This is a genomic window from Pararhodobacter zhoushanensis (assembly GCF_025949695.1).
Lineage (GTDB): Bacteria > Pseudomonadota > Alphaproteobacteria > Rhodobacterales > Rhodobacteraceae > Pararhodobacter > Pararhodobacter zhoushanensis_A.
In genome coordinates this window covers 1,853,941-1,873,018 of sequence record NZ_JAPDFL010000001.1, presented here as the reverse complement: position 1 = coordinate 1,873,018, position 19,078 = coordinate 1,853,941, and the positions used below count along the sequence as shown (strand labels likewise).

Here is a 19,078-nt window from a genome sequence, read left to right as displayed (position 1 = left end):
AAGGCGCGCCCCTCCGGTTGGTTTGCTCAGGGCTCAGTGCGTCGCGCGGGCGACACCGGCACCCCGGGGAACACGGATCGATTCCACCAGATCCTGGATCTCTTGCGGCGCAGGCTTCGTCATCCCGAGGACGACATAGGCCACGATGAAGTTCAGGACGGCAGCAACCGAACCAAAGGACGCCGGCGAGATGCCGAACAGCCAGTTGTCAGGGGTGTTGCCCAGCATGTTGGTGCCGGGGATGAAGAACCAGCCGACATAGGTGAAGATATAGACCATCTCCACGCCCAGACCGACCAGCATGCCCGCGACCGCGCCGGTCGAGTTCATCTTCTTCGAGAAGATCCCCATCATGATCGTCGGGAACAGCGAGGCTGCTGCCAGACCGAACGCGATCGCCACAACCTGAGCCGCGAAGCCCGGAGGGTTGAGGCCGAGGATCGTCGCCACAAGGATCGCAACACCCATCGACACGCGTGCCGCCAGCATCTCACCCTTTTCCGAGATGTTCGGATTGAACACCGACTTGATCAGGTCATGCGACACCGCCGACGAGATCGCCAGCAGCAGACCCGCCGCCGTCGACAGGGCGGCAGCCAGACCACCGGCAGCGATCAGCGCGATCACCCAGCCCGGCAGACCCGCGATTTCCGGGTTCGCCAGAACCAGAATGTCGCGGTTGAAGGTGACCATCTCGTTCCCGGCCCAGCCTGCTTCCGTCGCCATCGCCGGAGCGTTGGCTTCGTTGTAGTACTGGATCATGCCGTCGCCGTTCTTGTCGTCGAACGCCAGCAGGCCGGTGTTTTCCCAGTTGTGCATCCAGTCCGGGCGCGCGTCATAGCTCAGCGAGGGCTGGTCGATGCCGTTCGGGTAAATGCTGGTGATGATGTTCAGACGGGCCATCGCACCAACGGCCGGAGCCACGGTGTAGAGCAGCGCGATGAACACCAGCGCCCAACCAGCCGAGGCACGGGCATCCGACACCTTGGGCACGGTGAAGAAGCGGATGATGACGTGCGGCAGGCCAGCGGTACCGATCATCAGCGACAGGGTAAACAGCACCATGTCGAGGGTATTCTGGTGATGCTCGGTATAGGTGCGGAAGCCCAGATCGGTCAGCAGCCCGTCAAGATGAGCGAGCAGCGGAACACCGCTGGTGTCATTGCTGAACAGACCGATTTGCGGCAGGAAGTTGCCGGTCAGTTGCAGCGAGATGAAGATCGCCGGGATGGTATAGGCGACGATCAGCACGCAATACTGCGCGACCTGCGTGTAGGTGATGCCCTTCATGCCGCCAAGAACGGCGTAGCAGAACACAATGGCCGACGCGATCCACAGACCGGTCGAGCTGCTCACCTCAAGGAAGCGCGAGAACGCAACCCCGGCACCCGCCATCTGGCCGATCACATAGGTGATCGAGATGACGAGCAGCGCAATCACCGCCACGATACGGGCGGTCTGGCTGTAGAAGCGGTCGCCGATGAAGTCCGGCACGGTGAAGCGGCCAAACTTGCGCAGATACGGCGCCAGCAGCAGGGCAAGCAGCACATAGCCGCCGGTCCAGCCCATCAGGTAGGTCGAGTTGTCATAGCCGACAAAGGCAATGATCCCCGCCATCGAGATGAACGAGGCTGCCGACATCCAGTCGGCGGCGGTAGCCATCCCGTTGAGAACCGGGTGAATGCCGCGGTTGGCGGCGTAGAATTCCGACGTGGAACCCGCACGGGCCCAGATCGCGATCCCGATGTAGAGAGCGAACGAAGCGCCCACCACAAGCAGGTTAAGAGTAAATTGATCCATCTGTCCCTGCTCCTGTTATTCGTCGACGCCGAAGTCGCGGTCGATCGAGTTCATCCGCGCGGCGTAAAAGAAGATCAGCACGATAAAGGTCAGGATCGAGCCTTGCTGGGCGAACCAGAAGCCGAGATCCGTACCGCCGAAGGTGATCCCCGCGAGCAGTGGGCGAAGCAGAATGCCGAAGCCGAAGGAGACGAGGGCCCAGATCACCAAGCAAATGGTGATGAGCCGGATATTCGCCGCCCAATAGGCGCTGGCCGATTTGTCAGACATGGTTGTCCTCCCGGTTTTTCCTCCTGCCGGCACCCCGTTGGGGGATGCCCGCTTGTCAAAGAACAACGGCCCTGCCCGGTGGGGCAGAGCCGCTGTGTCAGGCTGTCACCTCAGAGACGATCCCGCCCAGTTCTGCAGCAATGGCGTCGATGGCTCCCATACCATCGACCGACCGCAGAACGTCGCGAGCCGCGTAATAGGCGATCAGCGGTGCCGTAGACGCGTGGTAGGCGGTCAGCCGTGCCCCCACTGTCTCGGCGGTATCGTCGGCCCGGCGTTTGAACGCCGTACCGCCGCATTTGTCGCAGCAGCCTGCCTGGGCTGGCTGTTTGAAGCTGTCGTGATACCCCTCGCCGCAATCGGCGCAGGTGTAGCGTCCCGAAACCCGCGTCACCATGGCCGCGTCATCGACCTCCATCGAGATCGCGGCGCTGATCTTCAGCCCCTGCTCGGCCAGCAGCGCATCCAGCGCCTCGGCCTGACCGGGGGTGCGCGGAAAACCGTCAAGGATCACGCCGCGGGCGGTGTCAGGCTCGGCCATGCGGTCGCGCAGGATCGCCAGCACAATCTCGTCCGAGACCAGCCCGCCCGCCGCCATCACCGATTTCGCAGCCATCCCGGCGTCGGTCCCCGCTGCCACAGCCGCGCGCAGCAGGTCGCCGGTGGACAGCTGCACCAGCCCGAAACGCTCCTCCAGCATCCGGGCCTGCGTGCCCTTGCCGGCGCCCGGAGGCCCCAGCAGGATCAGCACGGCAGCGTGGGTCATCGTCTCGCTCATCGCGCCCTCACCCCTTGTTCATGCGGTTTTCAATGAGGTCATCAACGACCGACGGATCGGCCAGCGTCGACGTGTCGCCCAGCGCGCCGTAGTCGTTCTCGGCAATCTTGCGCAGGATGCGGCGCATGATCTTGCCCGAGCGCGTCTTGGGCAGGCCCGGCGCCCACTGGATCAGATCCGGCGACGCAATCGGCCCGATCTCGGTGCGCACCCATTTGACCAGCTCTTTGCGCAGGTCTTCGGACGGCTCGATCCCGTTCATCAGCGTGACATAGGCATAGATGCCCTGCCCCTTGATCGGATGCGGATAGCCGACGACCGCCGCCTCGGCGACCATCTCATGCGCGACCAGTGCAGATTCAACTTCTGCGGTGCCCATGCGGTGGCCCGAGACGTTGATCACGTCATCGACGCGCCCGGTGATCCAGTAATAGCCATCCTCGTCGCGACGGCAGCCGTCGCCGGTGAAGTAATAGCCGCGATACTGGGCGAAATAGGCTTCCTGAAAGCGCTCATGATCGCCCCACAGGGTGCGCATCTGGCCGGGCCAGCTGTCGGCGATGCACAACACACCTTCGGCCGCGGTTTCGCCCTGAATTTCGGCGGTGTTGGCGTCCAGAATGACCGGCTTCACACCAAAGAACGGCTTGGTGGCCGACCCGGGCTTGGCCGGAATCGCGCCCGGCAGCGGGGTCAGCATATGGCCGCCGGTCTCGGTCTGCCAGAAGGTGTCAACGATCGGGCATTTGCCCTTGCCGACATGGGTGTTGTACCAGTTCCATGCCTCGGGGTTAATCGGCTCGCCGACCGACCCCAGCAGCTTGAGCGAGGACAGATCGTATTTCTCGACCCACTCGGGCCCCTGCCCCATCAGCGCGCGGATGGCGGTGGGCGCGGTGTAGAACTGGTTGACCTTGTGCTTTTCGCACACCGCCCAGAACCGGCCCGCATCGGGATAGGTCGGCACGCCTTCGAACATCAGCGTCGTCGCGCCGTTCGCCAGCGGGCCGTAGATGATATAGCTGTGGCCCGTGACCCAGCCGACGTCAGCCGAGCACCAGAACACATCGCCATCATGGTAATCGAAGGTCAGCTGATGCGTCATCGACGCATAGACCAGATAGCCGCCCGAGGTATGCACAACGCCCTTGGGACGCCCGGTCGAGCCCGAGGTGTAAAGAACAAAGAGCGGATCTTCAGCGCCCATCTCGGCATAGGGGCAATAGGGGCTGGCCTCGGCCATTTCGGCCTTCAGGTCGATGTCGCGATCCTGCACCCAGGTGGTCTGATCGCCGGTGTGCTTGACGACGAAGCATTTCACCTTTTCCGAGCAGTCAAACAGCGCCTTGTCGGTGTTCGACTTCAGCGGCGTCTTGCGACCGCCGCGCGGGGCGTGGTCGGCGGTGATAACGGCCTTGGCTTCGGAATCATTGATCCGGTTTGCCAGCGCATCGGGCGAGAAACCGGCGAAGACGATGGAGTGGATCGCGCCGATCCGCGCGCAGGCCAGCATGGCATAGGCGGCCTCGGGGATCATGGGCAGATACAGGACAACCCGGTCACCTTTGCCCACACCATTGGCCTTGAGCACATTGGCCATGCGGCTCACCTGCTCAAGCAGTTGGGCATAGGTGATGTGCTGCGCCTGACCCTTGGGATCGTCGGGCTCGAAAATGATTGCGGTCTGGTTGCCGCGCGTCGCGATATGACGGTCGATGCAGTTGGCCGAGACGTTCAGCGTGCCGTCCTCGAACCATTTGATCGAGACATTGCCATAGTCGAAATTGGTGTTCTTGACCTTGGTGAACGGCTTGATCCAGTCAATGCGCTTGCCGTGCTCGCCCCAGAAGGACTCAGGGTTATTGATCGACGCGGCGTACATCGCCTCGTAGGTATCAGCGTCGATATGCGCGTTGGCGGTGAACTCCGCCGACGCAGGGTAAATCCCCGATTGAGCCTGATCCGACATGGGCGCTCCTCCTGCAAACGGGCCGAGCGGCAGCGCGCGTCTTGCGTCGTGCTGCTCAGGCCTCCTCCATCCGCGGTAACAATAGCGCATCGGTCAATTTTTTTGTAACTCTTTTTTTTACAACGAGATTTTTGTAAATTTCTTCACCGAAAGCCGGGGAATTTTGTAAATTACCAAATCCAAACAGCAATTCCGCCAGTTTTTTCAGCCACCTGCCGGTAACGGAAATGTTAATGCCGTGACCTGCGGTCAGATGGCAGCGCCAACAGTCGCGAACGGGGCGCGCTGCGCCTCAGGCGATTGCTGCGACGCAGCGTCACAGCCGCCTGACGCTGCGTCCGGCAGAGTTGGCGCAGCGTCATGATTCGCCCCTTGCGCGAGATCATCAACTGGGCCGGCAACGAAACGGGGCCGGCACCTGTTGGTGCCGACCCCATCCCTGCGCCAAGGTGCTTCCGGTCAGAGCGGGTTATCGCCGCGCACCGTCACCACCACGCGGCCCCGCGTCGCGCTGGGCCAGGTCAGCCGCACCTGATTGCGGTTGCTCCCCTGTTGCGGCACGACATAGGGCCACGAGGTGCGCACGTCGTTACTGCTGCCGTTCGCCTGCCCCTCCATCACGATGGAGCTGACCGTGCGCGCCCAGCCGTCATAGGGCAGCTTGCCACCGGTCGAGATCGTCCAGCTGGCCGCCGCCGAGCTTTGATCATGGCGCAACACCAGCGGGCTTTCGGTCTGCGTGTCGATGCCATTGTAGGTGTTTTGCTGCCAGATCACGTTGCGGAACCGGCTGTAGTCGAGGTCGGCATAGGTGGTATTGACCCCATCCGCCCGGCTGGGCGTGGCATTGACGGTGCGAAACACATTGCCGGTGACGACTTGCCCGGACAGGAAATGCCCGATGCCATAGGGCTTGACCACGATGAACCGGAAACTGGAAATGACGTTCGACACAAGAAAGACGTTGTTGGTAACCGACAGCCCGCCAAAGCTGTATTCGCCGTTCCAGTTCGGCGTCGCGTCATGCTCGTTGGTGTGCTCGAAGAACGTGTTGTCGACGTAGTTGCCAGTGATCGAGGTCACGGTATTGGGATACGTCAACACGATCCCGGCCTGACGCACCGCGTTCTGCTCGTTGTCGCCGTGGTAGAAATGGTTGCCCTGGATCAGGTGATAGGTGCCGGCCATCACCGCGAATTTGCCAAAGCGCTGCACAAGGTTCGAGCGCAGCTTGACGTCATTGGCATTCACGTTGATCGCCACCGAAACCCGGTCCTGCGCCCGTTCCGGTGATTCCGACGACAGAAAAGTGCAGCGGTCAACCAGCATGCCCTGACAGCCCCGGCCAATCGAGGTGATGGCCTTGTCCTTGGGCTTGTTGAACGTGCAGTCGCGCACGGTAAAAATCGGCCCGTCGGTGGACAGGCTGAGGGCCGAGCAGATGCCCCGGCACTGGAACTCGACGCTGTCGATCTCGAAGCGCTCAAGCGTGCCAAAGCCGGACATGTCCAGCATGTGCTGGAATTTTCGGAACGTGTAATTCTGCGTGCCCTGTGCGTTGTACAGCGGCTGGCTCAGCGTCAGCGATTGCGCCGAAACGTTGCGCGCCTTGACATAGACCTCGCGTCCCACGCCGCTGCCTTCGACCCGGGCACCCACCGGAATATTCGCGATGTTGGTGACGTTGGTCAGCTGGCTTTGCTGGCCGGTCGAATAGGTGCCCTGCGAATAGGAAACCTGCGTATTCCACGCCGCGCCATCGCTGGCCTCGATCAACCCGTTGCGCAGCACCCGGCGGATTGCGTAGTAGTTCAGGCCCGTCGTTGCGGCCAGATCAATCGGCGCATCCAGCTGCACGCGGCGGCCCATCAGGTCGAACGTGTCGTGGTCCGTGTAGAAGAACAGCGCCTGCAACCCCTTGCGCAGGCCCAGCCCTTCACTGTTGAACGCCGCCGCATAGGACGGGAAATCGAAGTTCTTGGTCAGTTGCAGCCGCGCGTCCGCGGGCATCGACAAACGCCCCTGAAACCGCACCGGAACCTCGATCGTCAGGGTCTGCCCGATGTAATAGGCCCCCGCCGAGACCAGCAGCTCTCGCCCCGAGGCCTGCGCCGCATTGGCAGCGGCGACAAAGGCGTCGTAGTCATCGGCCACGCCATTCCCGACCGCGCCATAGTCGCGCACGTCGACCCAATCCATCATGTCGCGCAGCCAGTAGCTGGTGACATCCTCGATGGTGATGTCGTCAATCCGCACCACACCGCCATTCGCCCCGGTCAGATCCAGCCCGACATGGCCGTGATCCACCCCGGCCCAAGCCATATCCACACCGCCACGCGCGGCGGTGGCGATGATCGCGCTGACCTCGACGATCTCGCCATAGGTAGTCAGTGTCACGCTGGGCCCGTTGAGCGTTACGCCCGAAACCGCCCCGTCGCTGCCATTGGCGGCAAAGCCTGCGATGCGCACCGACGGCAGCGCCCCCGACATCGCCTTGACCCGCGCCGTGACCCGCAGATACAGGCCGTTGATCACCGGCGTCTCACCTTTCCAGCGCAACTTTTGCGTGGTCGAGGTCTTGAGCAGCTCCAGACAGCCCTCAAAATCCGGGTCCGACGGCACAAAGGCCGCATTCGCTGCGCCGTCATACGTGGGCGAGCCGGGCGTGCCATCGCCGCTTGACCACACATTCAACCCATCGGCGAAGGGCGGAGGCATCAGGATCAGCCCCTCGGTCACTGCCTTGTTCATGTCAGACCCCTGTCTTGGAAACCACGACGCTTTGACCGCAATGCGCACGGTCCTGCGGCGACAGGGGGTATCAAGCGGGGCTTAAAGCGGCTTGAGGTCAGCGCGCGTTGCGCAGGCTCAGACGCCGGTCCCGGTGTCGGGCAACAGCCGCACGGCCGAGATGCGCAGCGCCTCGCCCTCACCGATCATCGTGTATTCCAGCAGGTACGAGCGCCCCGCCTGATCACGGATCAGCACGCGCTGCACCTGCAGGCCCGCCCGCTCGGACAGACCCAGAAACCGCACCTCGGCCGGGTCCAGCACCATCGGATAGCCCTGCGTGACCATGCGGCCGAAACTCTCGGGCGAGCCGAACATCCGGCGCAGACTATCCGAGGCATAGCCAAAGGCCGTGTCGAAATCCTGCGCGCGGAACGCATCGATCTGCGCGGTGATGAGGTCGGGAACAGGTCGGCTCTCTTGCGCCTGCAGGCCCCCGGCAAAACCGGCGGCGAGGAGCGCGGACAAAAGCAGATGTCGCATGGCAATCTCCTGGCTGTCTTAGGGCTACGCATGCGCACCGCAATCGGATCACCACGCGGCGCGTGCGCGCAGGCGACAGCGCCCGCAGCTTGTGGCAGGGTGCGCGCATGAGCCGCTTTCGTCTGCCGTTTATCGCCCTCCTCGCCCTTGGTCTTTCGGCCAGTTCCGCCTCGGCCTGCCGTCTGGCGTTGGCCTTGGGCTTTGATGTCTCGCGCTCGGTCGACGGGGCGGATTACCGCAACCAGACCGATGGCATCATCGCCGCCTTAGCCAACCCCACCGTGCGTGACCTGTTGCTGCGGCCCGAGCAGCCCGTCGCCGTGGCGGTGTACGAATGGGCCGGGCAGTATCGCCAGACCCTGCTGGCCGACTGGGTACTGCTCGACAGTCTCGGGACCATCGACGCACTTGCCCAACGCATCGAGACCCATCACCGCGTGGACAACAGCCTGACCGCCGTCGGCAGCGCGCTGGTCTATGGCCGCGACCTGCTGCACCGCGCGCCTCAGGATTGCCCGTGGCACACGCTGGATCTGGCCGGCGACGGCCAGAATAACGACGGCTACGAACCCGCCCGCGTCTATGCCGAAGGGGGCTTTGACGGGATTGTGGTCAACGGGCTGGTGATCGGCGAGCACGACCCCGAGGTGCGCGCCTGGTACGAGCGCCACGTCCTGCACGGCCCCGGCGCCTTTGCCGAATACGCCGTCACCCACGCCGAATTCGCCGACGCCTTCCTGCGCAAACTGATTCGCGAGCTGACCGAGCCGATGCTGGGCATGACCGAAGTCCCCGCCACGCAGGGTTAATCGCGGTCCAGCAGCCAGCGGAACGCGCGGCGCAACTCGGCCACCGCGTCACGCTCATACCAACGCCCATGCGCCAGCACGACGCGCTCGGGCTGCTGCGCGATCATCCATTCCACCGCGCTGCGTGCCGCCGCCCGCCCCTTGCGGAACGTCGCCCGCATGTCGCGCGGGGCTCCGCCGTCGGGGTCGAGGTTCCCCGCCATCATCAGCACCGGCACCACCCAGACCGGCACCGCGCGACGCTCGAAATTCTCGATCAGGTCCGTCAGGATCAGGGTCTTGCTGGCACGGTGAAAGAACACCGCCTCGTGGTGAACGCTGCTGCCCGGCACGACCCGCGCCTCGATCCCCCCGCCCCAGTCGTCGGGCGCGCCATCGCCCACCGTCTCGTCAACGCGGATCGCCACATCGCGCGAGGCCGCGCGCTCGGCCACGCCGGGTGCCGCCCATGTCCGCGCCTGCGGGAACAGCCCCTGCCACGCCCCGACCGAGGCGTAATGAATCCAGTTCGGCGCAACCAGATGCGCGACCGGGCCCAGCGCCTGTATCTCGGCCATCAGACCGGGGTCGGGCGCAATCGGGGAATGCACCCACAACCCGCCTTCCGGCAGGCGGATCACCGTCATCCGGGTCGGAAACGGCAGGCCATAGAAGCGGATGATCGGGCCATCGACGATCCACAGATCGGGCGCGACGGGTTTCAGCGTGTTGAGCGGCTCATAGCCAGTGGGGCGTGACATGGCACAACCCTAGCACGGTCACGATGTCAGATTTTAGTCGTTGGGCACAAAAAAAGCGGCGCGCCCCCTTCGGAGCGCGCCGCCAAACGCACCGCCGCAAAGCTCAGGCGCTCAGCGTTCCCGCCAGCCCTTGCTCGATCAGCGCCACCGACTCGTTGATGCCATAGAGCGCGATGAACCCGCCGAAACGCGGCCCCTCGGACGCGCCCAGCAGCACCTCATAAAGCGCCTTGAACCACGCGCGCAGGTTTTCGAACCCGTGGTCCTTGCCCACGGCAAAGACCATCGACTGCAACGCCTCGGCATCCAGACCGCCGTCCCAGACCTTGAGCCGCCCGGCCAGATCCACCATCGCGGCGCGTTCCTGATCGTCGGGCAGGCGGAAAACCCGCTTGGGCGCGACGAAATCGTTGAAGTAGCGCACGGCAAACCCGGCCGCGGCGTCCAGATCCGGGTGGGTTTCGGGCGTCGCGTCGGGCGCGTAACGCTTGATGAAGCCCCACAGCGCCGATTTGTCCGTCGCCCCGGCCACAGCCGCCAGATTGAGCAACATCGCGAAGGGCACGACCATATGCGACGCGGGCGGGTTGCCGCCGTGGATGTGCCACACCGGGTTCGCCAGTTGCTGCTCGGGCGTCTGGCCCGGATAGGCGCGCAGCTGCTGGTGATATTCGTCCACCGCCTTGGGGATCACATCGAAATGCATCCGCTTGGCGGTCTTGGGCTTGAGGAACATGAAATACGACAGGCTCTCGGTCGAGGCATAGGTCAGCCATTCGTCAATGCTGACCCCGTTCCCCGAGGATTTCGAGATCTTCTGCCCGTTCTCGTCCAGAAACAGCTCATAGCTGAAATGCTCGGGCGGGCGGTGGCCCAGCACCTTGCAGATGCCGTCATAGATCGGCGTGTTGGTCGAATGGTCCTTGCCATACATCTCGAAATCGACGCCCAGCGCCGCCCAGCGCGCACCGAAATCCGGCTTCCACTGCAGTTTCACGTTGCCGCCGGTCACCGGCAGCGTCCATTCGCGGCCCGTCTCGTCATCGAAAGTGATCGTCGCGTCCTTGGCGTTGACCTCTTTCATCGGGACGTAAAGCACGCGCCCCGTCTCGGGATGGATCGGCAGGAAAATCGAATAGGTCTGCTGACGCTCATCACGCAGCGACTTGAGCATGATCTCCATGATCGCGTCATAGCGTTCGGCCGCAAGGCGCAGGGTCGCGTCGAACTGACCGGTCTGGTAGAATTCGGTGGCCGAATAGAATTCGTACTCGAACCCGAACGTGTCCAGAAACCGCCGCAGCATGGCGTTGTTATGCGCGCCAAAGCTGTCATGCGTGCCGAACGGATCGGGCACGCTGGTCAGCGGCATCTGCAGATACTCGCGCAGCATCTCCTGATTGGGCACATTGCCCGGCACCTTGCGCATCCCGTCCAGATCGTCGGAAAAGCAGATCAGCCGCGTGGGAATATCCGAGATCTCCTCGAACGCGCGCTTGATCATCGTGGTGCGCGCCACCTCGCCAAAGGTGCCGATATGCGGCAGACCCGAGGGGCCATAGCCGGTCTCGAACAGAACATAGCCCTTTTCGGGCGGCGCCTTCTCATAGCGTTTGAGCAGGCGGCGTGCCTCTTCAAAAGGCCAGGCCTTGGAGGTCATCGCAGCGTCGCGCAGAGAAGTCATGTTACGCTCTTTTCTATTGGCGGGCATCCGCAGGAATACCCGAGGGAACCCCGGCTTCCTATTGCCCGCCCACGCTCGCGTCAATATTCTGCACCCAAACCAGAACAGGACACCTTATGACCGACGCTGCCCCTTCCCTGACGCCGCAAGATGCGCTCGTCGCCCTGATGCTGACGGTGTCGGTCTCTGACGGTGCGATCCGCACCGAAGAGCTGCTGGCCATAGAGCAGGTGGTCAACTCGCTGCCGGTCTTTGCTGGCTATGACCCTGACCGTATCAAAATCGTCGCGCAATCGGTGTTCGAACTGATGGAGGTCGAAGACGGCCTTGACGCCCTGTTCGGTCTGGTGCGCGACACGCTGCCCGAACGGCTGTTCGAGACCGCTTATGCGCTAGCCTGCGATATTGCCGCCTCGGACGGTGCGCTCAAACAGGCCGAGCTGCGCCTGCTGGAGGAAATGCGCGACGAGCTGGCCATCGACCGCCTGCACGCCGCCGCGATCGAGCGCGGCGCGCGCGCCCGCTTCGCGCACCCTTAATCGGGCACGCCACCTGCCGCCAAGACCTTGGCCTGCGCGACCCAGTCGTCGCGGGTCACGCGGCCCTTGAAGGTTTCAAGGTTCTCATCGACCCAGCCGATGTCAGCCTCGGACCAGCTTGCGATCTGGTCGAAATGCCAAAAGCCCAGCTGGTTGAGCAAACCCTCCAGCTTGGGCCCGACGCCCTTGATCAGCTTGAGATCATCCGCCTGCCCGCCCTTCGGCGCGGACAGGCGTATCGGGCCTGCCTCGACCGGCGCGACCTGCGCGGCGGCCAGTTGCGTTTCAAGCGCGGCGATCCGGGCCGCGGCCTCCTGACCCTGCGCGCGGCAGACCTCCAGCTCGCCCGCCAGTCGCCGCGCCTCGCTGTCATCGCCCGCCCCCGTGACATCGCCCGGTCCCGTGACCACCTCCCGCCGCCCCCAGATCAGCCAGCCGACCACCAGCCCCAGCAGGGCTGCCAGCGCAATCAGCACCCAGATTTCACCCAAGAGAAAATTCCAGCCGCGAAACATCCGCCCTCTCCCGTCATTCGATCCAGCGCACAGCCGTGCGCCGGTTGGCCGCCCGGCCGGTTTCGGTGTCATTCTCGCCAACCGGCTGCGCGGCGCCATACCCTTGCGCCGTCATCCCATCGGCCGGCACGCCCCGCGCCACCAGCGCCGTGCGCACCGCCTCGGCCCGGCTCTGGCTCAGCGTCAAGTTGGCCGCAGTGGCGCCGGTCGCATCGGTATGCCCGCCGATCTCGGCCCGCAGCCCCGCCGTCACGCAGGCGCGCATCACCCCCGCCACCGCGTTCACCGCACTGCGGGCGCGCGCATCGAGCCGCGCCGAGCCGGTCACAAAGCCGATGTGGTTCGCCGCCAGCGTGGCATCGGTGTTCTCGGCACAGCTCTGCATCGTCGGCGCAAACCCTGCCACCGGCAGCCAGTACCCGCCGGACAGCACCTCGGCCCGCCCGCTCAGCGCATGAACCCGCTCGCTGCCCTCCGCCACCTCGGGCACCACCTGATTGAGATGCAGCGTCAGCCCGTTCGAAGCCCGCGCCAGATCTGCGCCCAGCGCTGCGCCCAGCAGATCCAGATCCGCCCCGGCCCCGAACCCGGCATCCACCACCGTACCCCCGGGCGATACTGCCACGTCCAGCGTCTCGACCTCGCCCAGCCACGACGCCAGCGCACTCACCACCGGCGAGACCTGCCCCGGTTCGCCCAGCAAGGCCACCCGCGCGCCATCGTCAATGTCCTCAAGCCCCAACGCCGCCGCCACATCGCCCGCACTTACACCCAACGGCAGCTTGCCCTGCAGCCAAGGCCCCGCCTCGGCTGTGTAGTGCAGCTGATAGGCGGGCGGCGTGCCGTCATCGAGCACGTCAATTGCCGCAATGAAATCATACCCTTCGGGCAGAATATCCGCGACGGCGGCATGCGCGGCCTGCTCCTCGGCTGAGGTGCGGGCCAATCCCAGCAGCGACAGACTGCGCCCGGTCAGGTCGAAATGCCCCTCTTCCAGAGCATTCAACCCACCCAGCCCGGCCATCGCCGCCTCGGGCCAATGCGCATCAGGAGCACCGGCAGCCAGCGTCAACCCGTCGACACCCTCGCCCTGCAGCATCGCCTGCGCCGCGTCGCTCGGCACCGAACCGCGCGTGGTCAACACCCCGCCGCGCCGCGCCACATGCAAGACGTAAGGATCAGCGACCGGCAGCACCTCAAGCCGGTCCACCACCACCCGCCGCCCGCGCAACCCATCAAGGGCCGCGATCAGCGCGACCTGTTCACCGGGGCCATCGGCCAGCCCGGAAACGGTAATGTCGCGCCCGGAAACCGTGGCCTGCACCCCATGAACCGAGGCTGCGGCGACCGTCTGCGCGGATAACGCGAGACGCTCTTGCAGGAAGGGCGCGTATTCAGCCCGCGCCCACCAGCCCAGCGCCACCACACCCGTTGCCAAAATCGCCAGCCCCGTCGCCAGACGCATACCCTACCCCACAATCGCCGCCCCCTATGCGTAGCACACAAGGACACAGACTCAATCGCAGGACGGCAGAACCGATCAGCTGTGCATCGCCGACCAACGCTCGATCACATCCTGCTGCAATGCCCGCGCCCGACCGGACCACGACCGCGCGCCAACCGGACGCTCACGCGTGTCATCGCTCAAGGCAGCCCGGCGCGGCAGATCGGCGCTGACGATGGAGAACACCACCGCCCGCCCGCCGCGCAACTGCGCGTAGCCCGCCAGTGCCGAGACGAAATTCAGCGTCCCGGTCTTGGCGCGCACCTCAACCGGGTGCGAGGCTATTTCCCGACCATTGGCGTCGCGCAACGGATGCTCTCGCAGCAGACCGGGCAACACGCCTTCCCGCCGGGCTGCCAGCAGATACTGGGCCATCGTCCGGGGCGCGATGCGTGATCCTTCGGACAGGCCGGAATGATCCAGCAACCCAAGGCCCGCAGCCCCATAGCGTTCGCGGATCCATCCGTTCATCCGCGACGCCGACGGGGCCAGCGCCTGCACCCCCGGGCCAAGCCGCTGCGAGGCCGTCATCCCGACACATTCAGCGGTGATGTTAGTGGAATACCGCAACATCTCGCGCAGGATGCTGGTCAATGGGTCCGAACGATGCTCGGCCAGAACCTGCCCCGGCGCGACCGTGGCACGGCGCGGCTCGGGCAGTTGGCAGCCTCGCGCCGCCAGCAAGGCGCGAAAAACGTCGCCCGCATAGGCGCCGGGTCGGCGCACCGGCAACCATCGCGACCCCGGTGTCCCCAGTGCATTGGCGGCAACAGTCCAGTGCTCGCGCTCGCCGCGCACGTCATGGGTATAGACCGGCATGCTGCGCGCGACGGCCTCGATATCGATCATCGATACGCCCGGCACTTCGGTGTTCGAGCGCGCGTCCATCGACAGCGCGGCGCGGCCATTGGCGACCTCCCAGCCGAAATAGACGCGGTTGAAATTCAGGTTCAGGCCGCCGATTGCAGGGTTATAGCCAGCAGGCACAGGCTGGCCGTTGTCGATCTGGTGAACGTCGGGCAAGGCACTGTCATCGACCAGAAACCGACCGTCAATCCGGCGCAGGCCCCGCTCGATCAGCTCATCGGCCAGCCGCGCCAGTTCGGCGGTCTGCAACGTCGGATCGCCGCCGCCGCGCAGCACCAGATCACCGCTCAGCGTGCCATTGGCGATCGCCCCGCCCCGCGACTCGACCCGCGTGATGAACCGATATTCAGCCCCCAGCGTCTGTAGCGCGTAGAGTGTCGTGACCGCTTTGGCCGTGCTCGCCGGGGGCATGCGCAGATCCGCGCGGTGTTCTTCGATCACCGCCCCCGTCTCGGCGTCCAGCGCGACCATCGCGGTCTCTCCGCTCAGATTGGCGCGCTCGATCAGCGATGACAGCGAACCGCTGGGGGCGACCAGCGCCGCAGGTTCTCCCGACAGCGCCGCGATATGCCCCGGTGCAGGCCGCGCGGGTGGGCGGGGTGAGCGTGTCGGCGCCGAGGCCATGGCGGGCACCGCCAGGCTGGCGAAAGCACCGGCCAAAAGGGCCCGGCGGCTCAACTCGGTTCGGTCGCAAAACATACGAAACCCTTGCCTTTAAACGATGCAACCTGCCCACATTCGGGCCGCCACACCAAGTTTAGACTAAATATCTCAGTGTAAATCGGATAATTCGCGGCGCAAAACCGGCGCGAACGGGACGCTTGTGCGGCACTTACCGGTCCGCCCGCCTCGCCCGCAAGGCCGTAGACGAGTCATGCCGCATCGGCATGTCCAGGTAAACCCATGCCGGTGGCCCCTTGTGGGCAAGGTGTTTTGCATCGCGCGTGGGCACCCGCCACTTGCGAAACGTCTGCGCCGTCGGTGAGGTCAGCGCGCGCAGCCGTTGCCCGGGGCGCGCCAGCACGGCCACCGGAACCCGTGCCATGATCTCGGGCCAGCGGTCCCAGGTGTGAAAACTGGCCAGATTGTCCGCGCCCATCAGCCAGACAAAACGCAACAGCGGATAGGCCTTTTGCAGCGCTTTCAGCGTGTCCGCCGTCGCCCGCGTGCCAAATCCGGCCTCAAGATCGGTGATTTTCACGCGCGGATGCTGCATCAGCGCGCGCGCAGCCGCCATGCGCTGTGCCAGCGGCGCCGGAGGGTTGGGCTTGATCGGGTTGCCCGGGCTCACCATCCACCAGATCTGATCCAGCCCCAGCCGCTTGAGAGCCTCCAGCGTCAGGTGCGCATGCCCTTCATGCGGCGGATCAAACGATCCGCCGAGCAATCCGATCACCTGTCCGGGCGCGGCCCAGGGTTTGCCCATGCGGTCCCTCCTCGCTGGCAAGCGCGCACCATGCCCCGGATCGCAGCGCGCGCCAAGGGGGCCACGCACCGGCAAGCCGCTGTTTTCACGCGCTGCCTTCGAACGCTCACCAGCGCCGGTTTGGACGCCGTGGCGTCACGAAGGTCTCTCCTCACCCACGCAATGTCGCAATTGCGGTTGAGCGGTCGCGCGCTGGCAGGTCACTTTGGTGCCACCCCAATGGCGAGCCTTCCATGTCCAGCGACCCCCTGTTGCAGCCTTTCCAGCTCAAGCACCTGACCCTCAGGAACCGGATCTTCATTTCGTCGCATGAACCCGCCTATGCCGAGGACGGCATGCCCAAATCCCGCTACCGCGCCTATCACGTCGAACGGGCGCGCGGCGGTGTCGCGCTGACCATGACGGCGGGCTCGGCCAGCGTGTCACGCGACAGCCCGCCTGCGTTCAACAACATCCTTGCCTGGAAGGACGAAGTCGTCCCTCACCTGCGCGATCTCACCGACGCCGTGCATGACGAGGGGGCGGCCGTGATGATCCAGCTTACCCATCTGGGCCGCCGAACGCGCTGGGATTCGGGCGACTGGCTGCCTGTCCTGTCGCCCAGTTTTGAGCGTGAACCGGCGCACCGGGCGTTTACCAAGCAGCTTGAAGACTGGGACATCGAGCGCGTCATCCGCGACTATGCGGACGCCACTGAACGCATGCAGGCCGGTGGCATGGATGGGGTCGAGTTCGAATGCTACGGCCACCTGATGGACCAGTTCATCTCACCGCTGACCAACCGGCTGCCAGCACCCTGGGGCGGCACACTGGACGACCGGATGCGCTTTCCTCTCGCCGTGTTGCAAGCCTGCCGCGACCGTGTCGGCCCCGATTTCCTGTTGGGTGTCCGCTACGTGGCAGATGAACGCCTCCCCGGCGGCGTCGAAGCCCCCGAAGGGATCGACGTTGGCCGCCGCTTCAAGGCTTCCGGCCTTGTCGACTTTCTCAACGTGATCCGCGGCCATATCGACACCGACCCGGGCCTCACCGACGTCATCCCGATCCAGGGCATGCCATCTGCACCCCATCTCGATTTCGCGGGCGAGGTCCGCCAGGCCGTTGATATCCCGATCTTTCACGCCGCGCGCGTGCCCGATGTTGCAACAGCCCGCCACGCCATCGCCAGCGGCAAGGTTGACATGATCGGCATGACCCGCGCGCATCTGACCGAGCCGCATCTGCTGCGCAAGATCATCACCCGGCAAGAAGATCGCATCCGCCCCTGTGTCGGCGCGAATTACTGTCTCGACCGGATCTATCAGGGCGGCATGGCCTTGTGCATCCACAACGCCGCCACCGGCCGCGAAGAGACCCTGCCACAGATCATCGCCCCGGCCCGCGCCAAGAAGCACGTCGTCATTGTCGGCGCGGGCCCCGCCGGGCTGGAGGCCGCGCGCGTGGCCAGCCAACGCGGCCACAGCGTGACCGTGTTCGAGGCCGCCAGCCATCCCGGTGGCCAGATCAGATTGACGGCGCAAAGCCACCGCAAGAAAGAAATGATGGGGATCATTGACTGGCGCATGGCGGAATGTTCGGCGACAGGTGTTAAATTTCGGTTTAACACACTCGCCGATGACGAAACCGTCCTCGCCCAATCCCCGGACATCGTGATCATCGCCACCGGCGGATTGCCCAACACGGAGGTGTTGCAGGCCGGAAACGATCTGACCCACTCGGCCTGGGACATTCTGTCCGGCGACGCAAAGCCGGGCCGCATGGTGCTTGTCTTCGATGACGCAGGCGATCATGCGGGCATGCAGGCTGCTGAAAAGATTGCGCAAAGCGGCGCAAGCGTCGAAATCGTCACTCCCGACCGCAGCGTTGCACCAGAGGTCATGGGGATGAACCTGACCCCCTATATGCGCGCGATGCAGGCGCTGGATGTCACCTTTACCGTGACCTGGCGACTCGTGCGGGTCGACCGGCAGGGCAACCAGCTCAAAGCCCTGCTGGGCAGCGACTATGGCCCCGCGACGCAAGAGCGGCTTGTCGATCAGGTCATCGTAAACCACGGCACCTTGCCGCTCGACGACCTCTATTTCGCGCTCAAACCGCTGTCACGCAACCTTGGGGCGGTGGATCACGAAGCGCTCATCGCCCAACGTCCGCAACCCCTCGCGCCCAACCCCAAGGGACGCTTTCAGCTCTGGCGTATCGGCGATGCCGTCGCGTCCCGCAACACCCATGCCGCCATCCTCGATGCCCTGCGCCTGATGGCCGTGCACTGAAAAAGACGCGGCAGCCAATGCCACCGCGTCTTGTCATCTTGTCGTAAATACGCACCGGGATTTTCAAGGGGGCCGTGGCCCCCTTGAAGCCGGGGGTCCGGGGGCGGCAGCCCCCGGCACCTGTTACATCGACGGCTCGACCGAGCGGGCCTCATCGGCCCGGCGACGGGCGCGGTCGTCCATGAACTGGTCGAATTCTGCCTTGTCCTTGGCTTCGCGCAGCCGCTTGAGGAAGTCGGTAAAGGCCGACTGCTCGTCCTCCAGACGCTTGAGCATATCGCTCTTGTAGGCGTCAAAAGCCGCGTTGCCTGACGGTTGGTGCGCCGCCCAGGCGTGGCGATGGCTGCGGTGCGAGCGGTTGCAAGATTTGCCGAACATACGTTTTCCCCAGATCATGTAAGCGAGAAGAGCAAGGCCCACAGGCCAGAAAAAGATAAAGCCGAGGACCATGGCGGCGATCCAGGCACCTTTGCCACGATCGTCAAGCCAGTCTTCCGCGCGGCCCGGCCAAGAGGCGATGGCAGTCATTGCAGGGTCTCCTTTTGCTGCAGTGTTAATGTTATTTACATTTACATAGGTGGCAAAGGCAAGCGTCTTCTTCAAGAGGCTGCGAGGGATTGTGCGTCGATTTTTT

Annotated in this window: 16 protein-coding genes; 3 read left to right on the top strand and 13 right to left on the bottom strand. The window is 64.5% G+C overall.

Annotated elements, in window-relative coordinates; genetic code table 11:
• Nucleotides 1-33 precede the first annotated feature (33 nt).
• The 6 genes from OKW52_RS09350 to OKW52_RS09325 form a co-directional block, all read right to left on the bottom strand.
• Nucleotides 34-1,800 carry a sodium:solute symporter family protein gene (locus OKW52_RS09350; RefSeq protein ID WP_264505453.1) on the bottom strand — a complete coding sequence of 589 codons (1,767 nt, stop codon included), beginning with the start codon at nt 1,798-1,800 and terminating at the stop codon, nt 34-36.
• A 15-nt stretch (nt 1,801-1,815) separates the two neighbouring features.
• Complete coding sequence (locus tag OKW52_RS09345; RefSeq protein ID WP_127104525.1) at nt 1,816-2,070, bottom strand: DUF4212 domain-containing protein; 255 nt, start codon at nt 2,068-2,070, stop codon at nt 1,816-1,818.
• A gap of 97 nt (nt 2,071-2,167) precedes the next feature.
• Entirely contained in the window at nt 2,168-2,848 is a 681-nt protein-coding gene (locus OKW52_RS09340) for an adenylate kinase (RefSeq protein ID WP_264505452.1), read from the bottom strand.
• Nucleotides 2,849-2,855: 7 nt separating this feature from the next.
• Entirely contained in the window at nt 2,856-4,817 is a 1,962-nt protein-coding gene (acs, locus tag OKW52_RS09335; protein WP_264505451.1) for an acetate--CoA ligase, read from the bottom strand.
• Between the two features lie 459 nt (nt 4,818-5,276).
• Nucleotides 5,277-7,568: a glycosyl hydrolase family 28-related protein gene (locus tag OKW52_RS09330; protein WP_264505450.1), complete on the bottom strand. Its 2,292-nt coding sequence runs from the start codon at nt 7,566-7,568 to the stop codon at nt 5,277-5,279.
• A 117-nt stretch (nt 7,569-7,685) separates the two neighbouring features.
• Nucleotides 7,686-8,090 (bottom strand): DUF4864 domain-containing protein, encoded by a 405-nt coding sequence (locus OKW52_RS09325; protein ID WP_264505449.1) that lies wholly within the window; start codon nt 8,088-8,090, stop codon nt 7,686-7,688.
• A gap of 107 nt (nt 8,091-8,197) precedes the next feature.
• Here OKW52_RS09325 and OKW52_RS09320 point away from each other — a divergent pair, with 107 nt between their 5' ends.
• Nucleotides 8,198-8,899: a DUF1194 domain-containing protein gene (locus tag OKW52_RS09320; protein WP_264505448.1), complete on the top strand. Its 702-nt coding sequence runs from the start codon at nt 8,198-8,200 to the stop codon at nt 8,897-8,899.
• On the opposite strand, the gene OKW52_RS09315 is transcribed toward OKW52_RS09320, so the two are convergent.
• Nucleotides 8,896-9,639 carry a DUF4336 domain-containing protein gene (locus tag OKW52_RS09315; RefSeq protein WP_264505447.1) on the bottom strand — a complete coding sequence of 248 codons (744 nt, stop codon included), beginning with the start codon at nt 9,637-9,639 and terminating at the stop codon, nt 8,896-8,898. The genes OKW52_RS09320 and OKW52_RS09315 overlap by 4 nt on opposite strands.
• 103 nt (nt 9,640-9,742) lie before the next feature.
• Nucleotides 9,743-11,323 (bottom strand): lysine--tRNA ligase, encoded by a 1,581-nt coding sequence (locus OKW52_RS09310; protein WP_264505446.1) that lies wholly within the window; start codon nt 11,321-11,323, stop codon nt 9,743-9,745.
• Between the two features lie 116 nt (nt 11,324-11,439).
• Here OKW52_RS09310 and OKW52_RS09305 point away from each other — a divergent pair, with 116 nt between their 5' ends.
• Nucleotides 11,440-11,862, top strand: a complete 423-nt coding sequence (locus OKW52_RS09305; RefSeq protein WP_264505445.1) for a tellurite resistance TerB family protein — start codon at nt 11,440-11,442, stop codon at nt 11,860-11,862.
• Here the strand turns inward: OKW52_RS09305 and OKW52_RS09300 are convergent.
• From OKW52_RS09300 to OKW52_RS09285, 4 genes are all read right to left on the bottom strand, one after another.
• A complete protein-coding gene (locus OKW52_RS09300; protein ID WP_264505444.1) occupies nt 11,859-12,377 on the bottom strand; it encodes a hypothetical protein in 519 nt (172 codons plus the stop codon). The two genes, OKW52_RS09305 and OKW52_RS09300, sit on opposite strands and share 4 nt — an antisense overlap.
• A gap of 13 nt (nt 12,378-12,390) precedes the next feature.
• The gene (locus OKW52_RS09295) at nt 12,391-13,842 is read right to left on the bottom strand and encodes an OmpA family protein (RefSeq protein ID WP_264505443.1); all 1,452 of its coding nucleotides are present in this window, start codon (nt 13,840-13,842) and stop codon (nt 12,391-12,393) included.
• 75 nt (nt 13,843-13,917) lie between these two features.
• Complete coding sequence (dacB, locus tag OKW52_RS09290) at nt 13,918-15,447, bottom strand: D-alanyl-D-alanine carboxypeptidase/D-alanyl-D-alanine endopeptidase (RefSeq protein WP_264505442.1); 1,530 nt, start codon at nt 15,445-15,447, stop codon at nt 13,918-13,920.
• Between the two features lie 133 nt (nt 15,448-15,580).
• Nucleotides 15,581-16,174: a nicotinate-nucleotide adenylyltransferase gene (locus tag OKW52_RS09285; RefSeq protein ID WP_264505441.1), complete on the bottom strand. Its 594-nt coding sequence runs from the start codon at nt 16,172-16,174 to the stop codon at nt 15,581-15,583.
• A 233-nt stretch (nt 16,175-16,407) separates the two neighbouring features.
• Here OKW52_RS09285 and OKW52_RS09280 point away from each other — a divergent pair, with 233 nt between their 5' ends.
• Nucleotides 16,408-18,444 carry an NADH:flavin oxidoreductase gene (locus OKW52_RS09280; RefSeq protein ID WP_264505440.1) on the top strand — a complete coding sequence of 679 codons (2,037 nt, stop codon included), beginning with the start codon at nt 16,408-16,410 and terminating at the stop codon, nt 18,442-18,444.
• 123 nt (nt 18,445-18,567) lie between these two features.
• Here OKW52_RS09280 and OKW52_RS09275 read toward each other — a convergent pair whose 3' ends face one another.
• A complete protein-coding gene (locus tag OKW52_RS09275; protein WP_127104539.1) occupies nt 18,568-18,972 on the bottom strand; it encodes a DUF2852 domain-containing protein in 405 nt (134 codons plus the stop codon).
• Between the last annotated feature and the right edge of the window lie 106 nt (nt 18,973-19,078).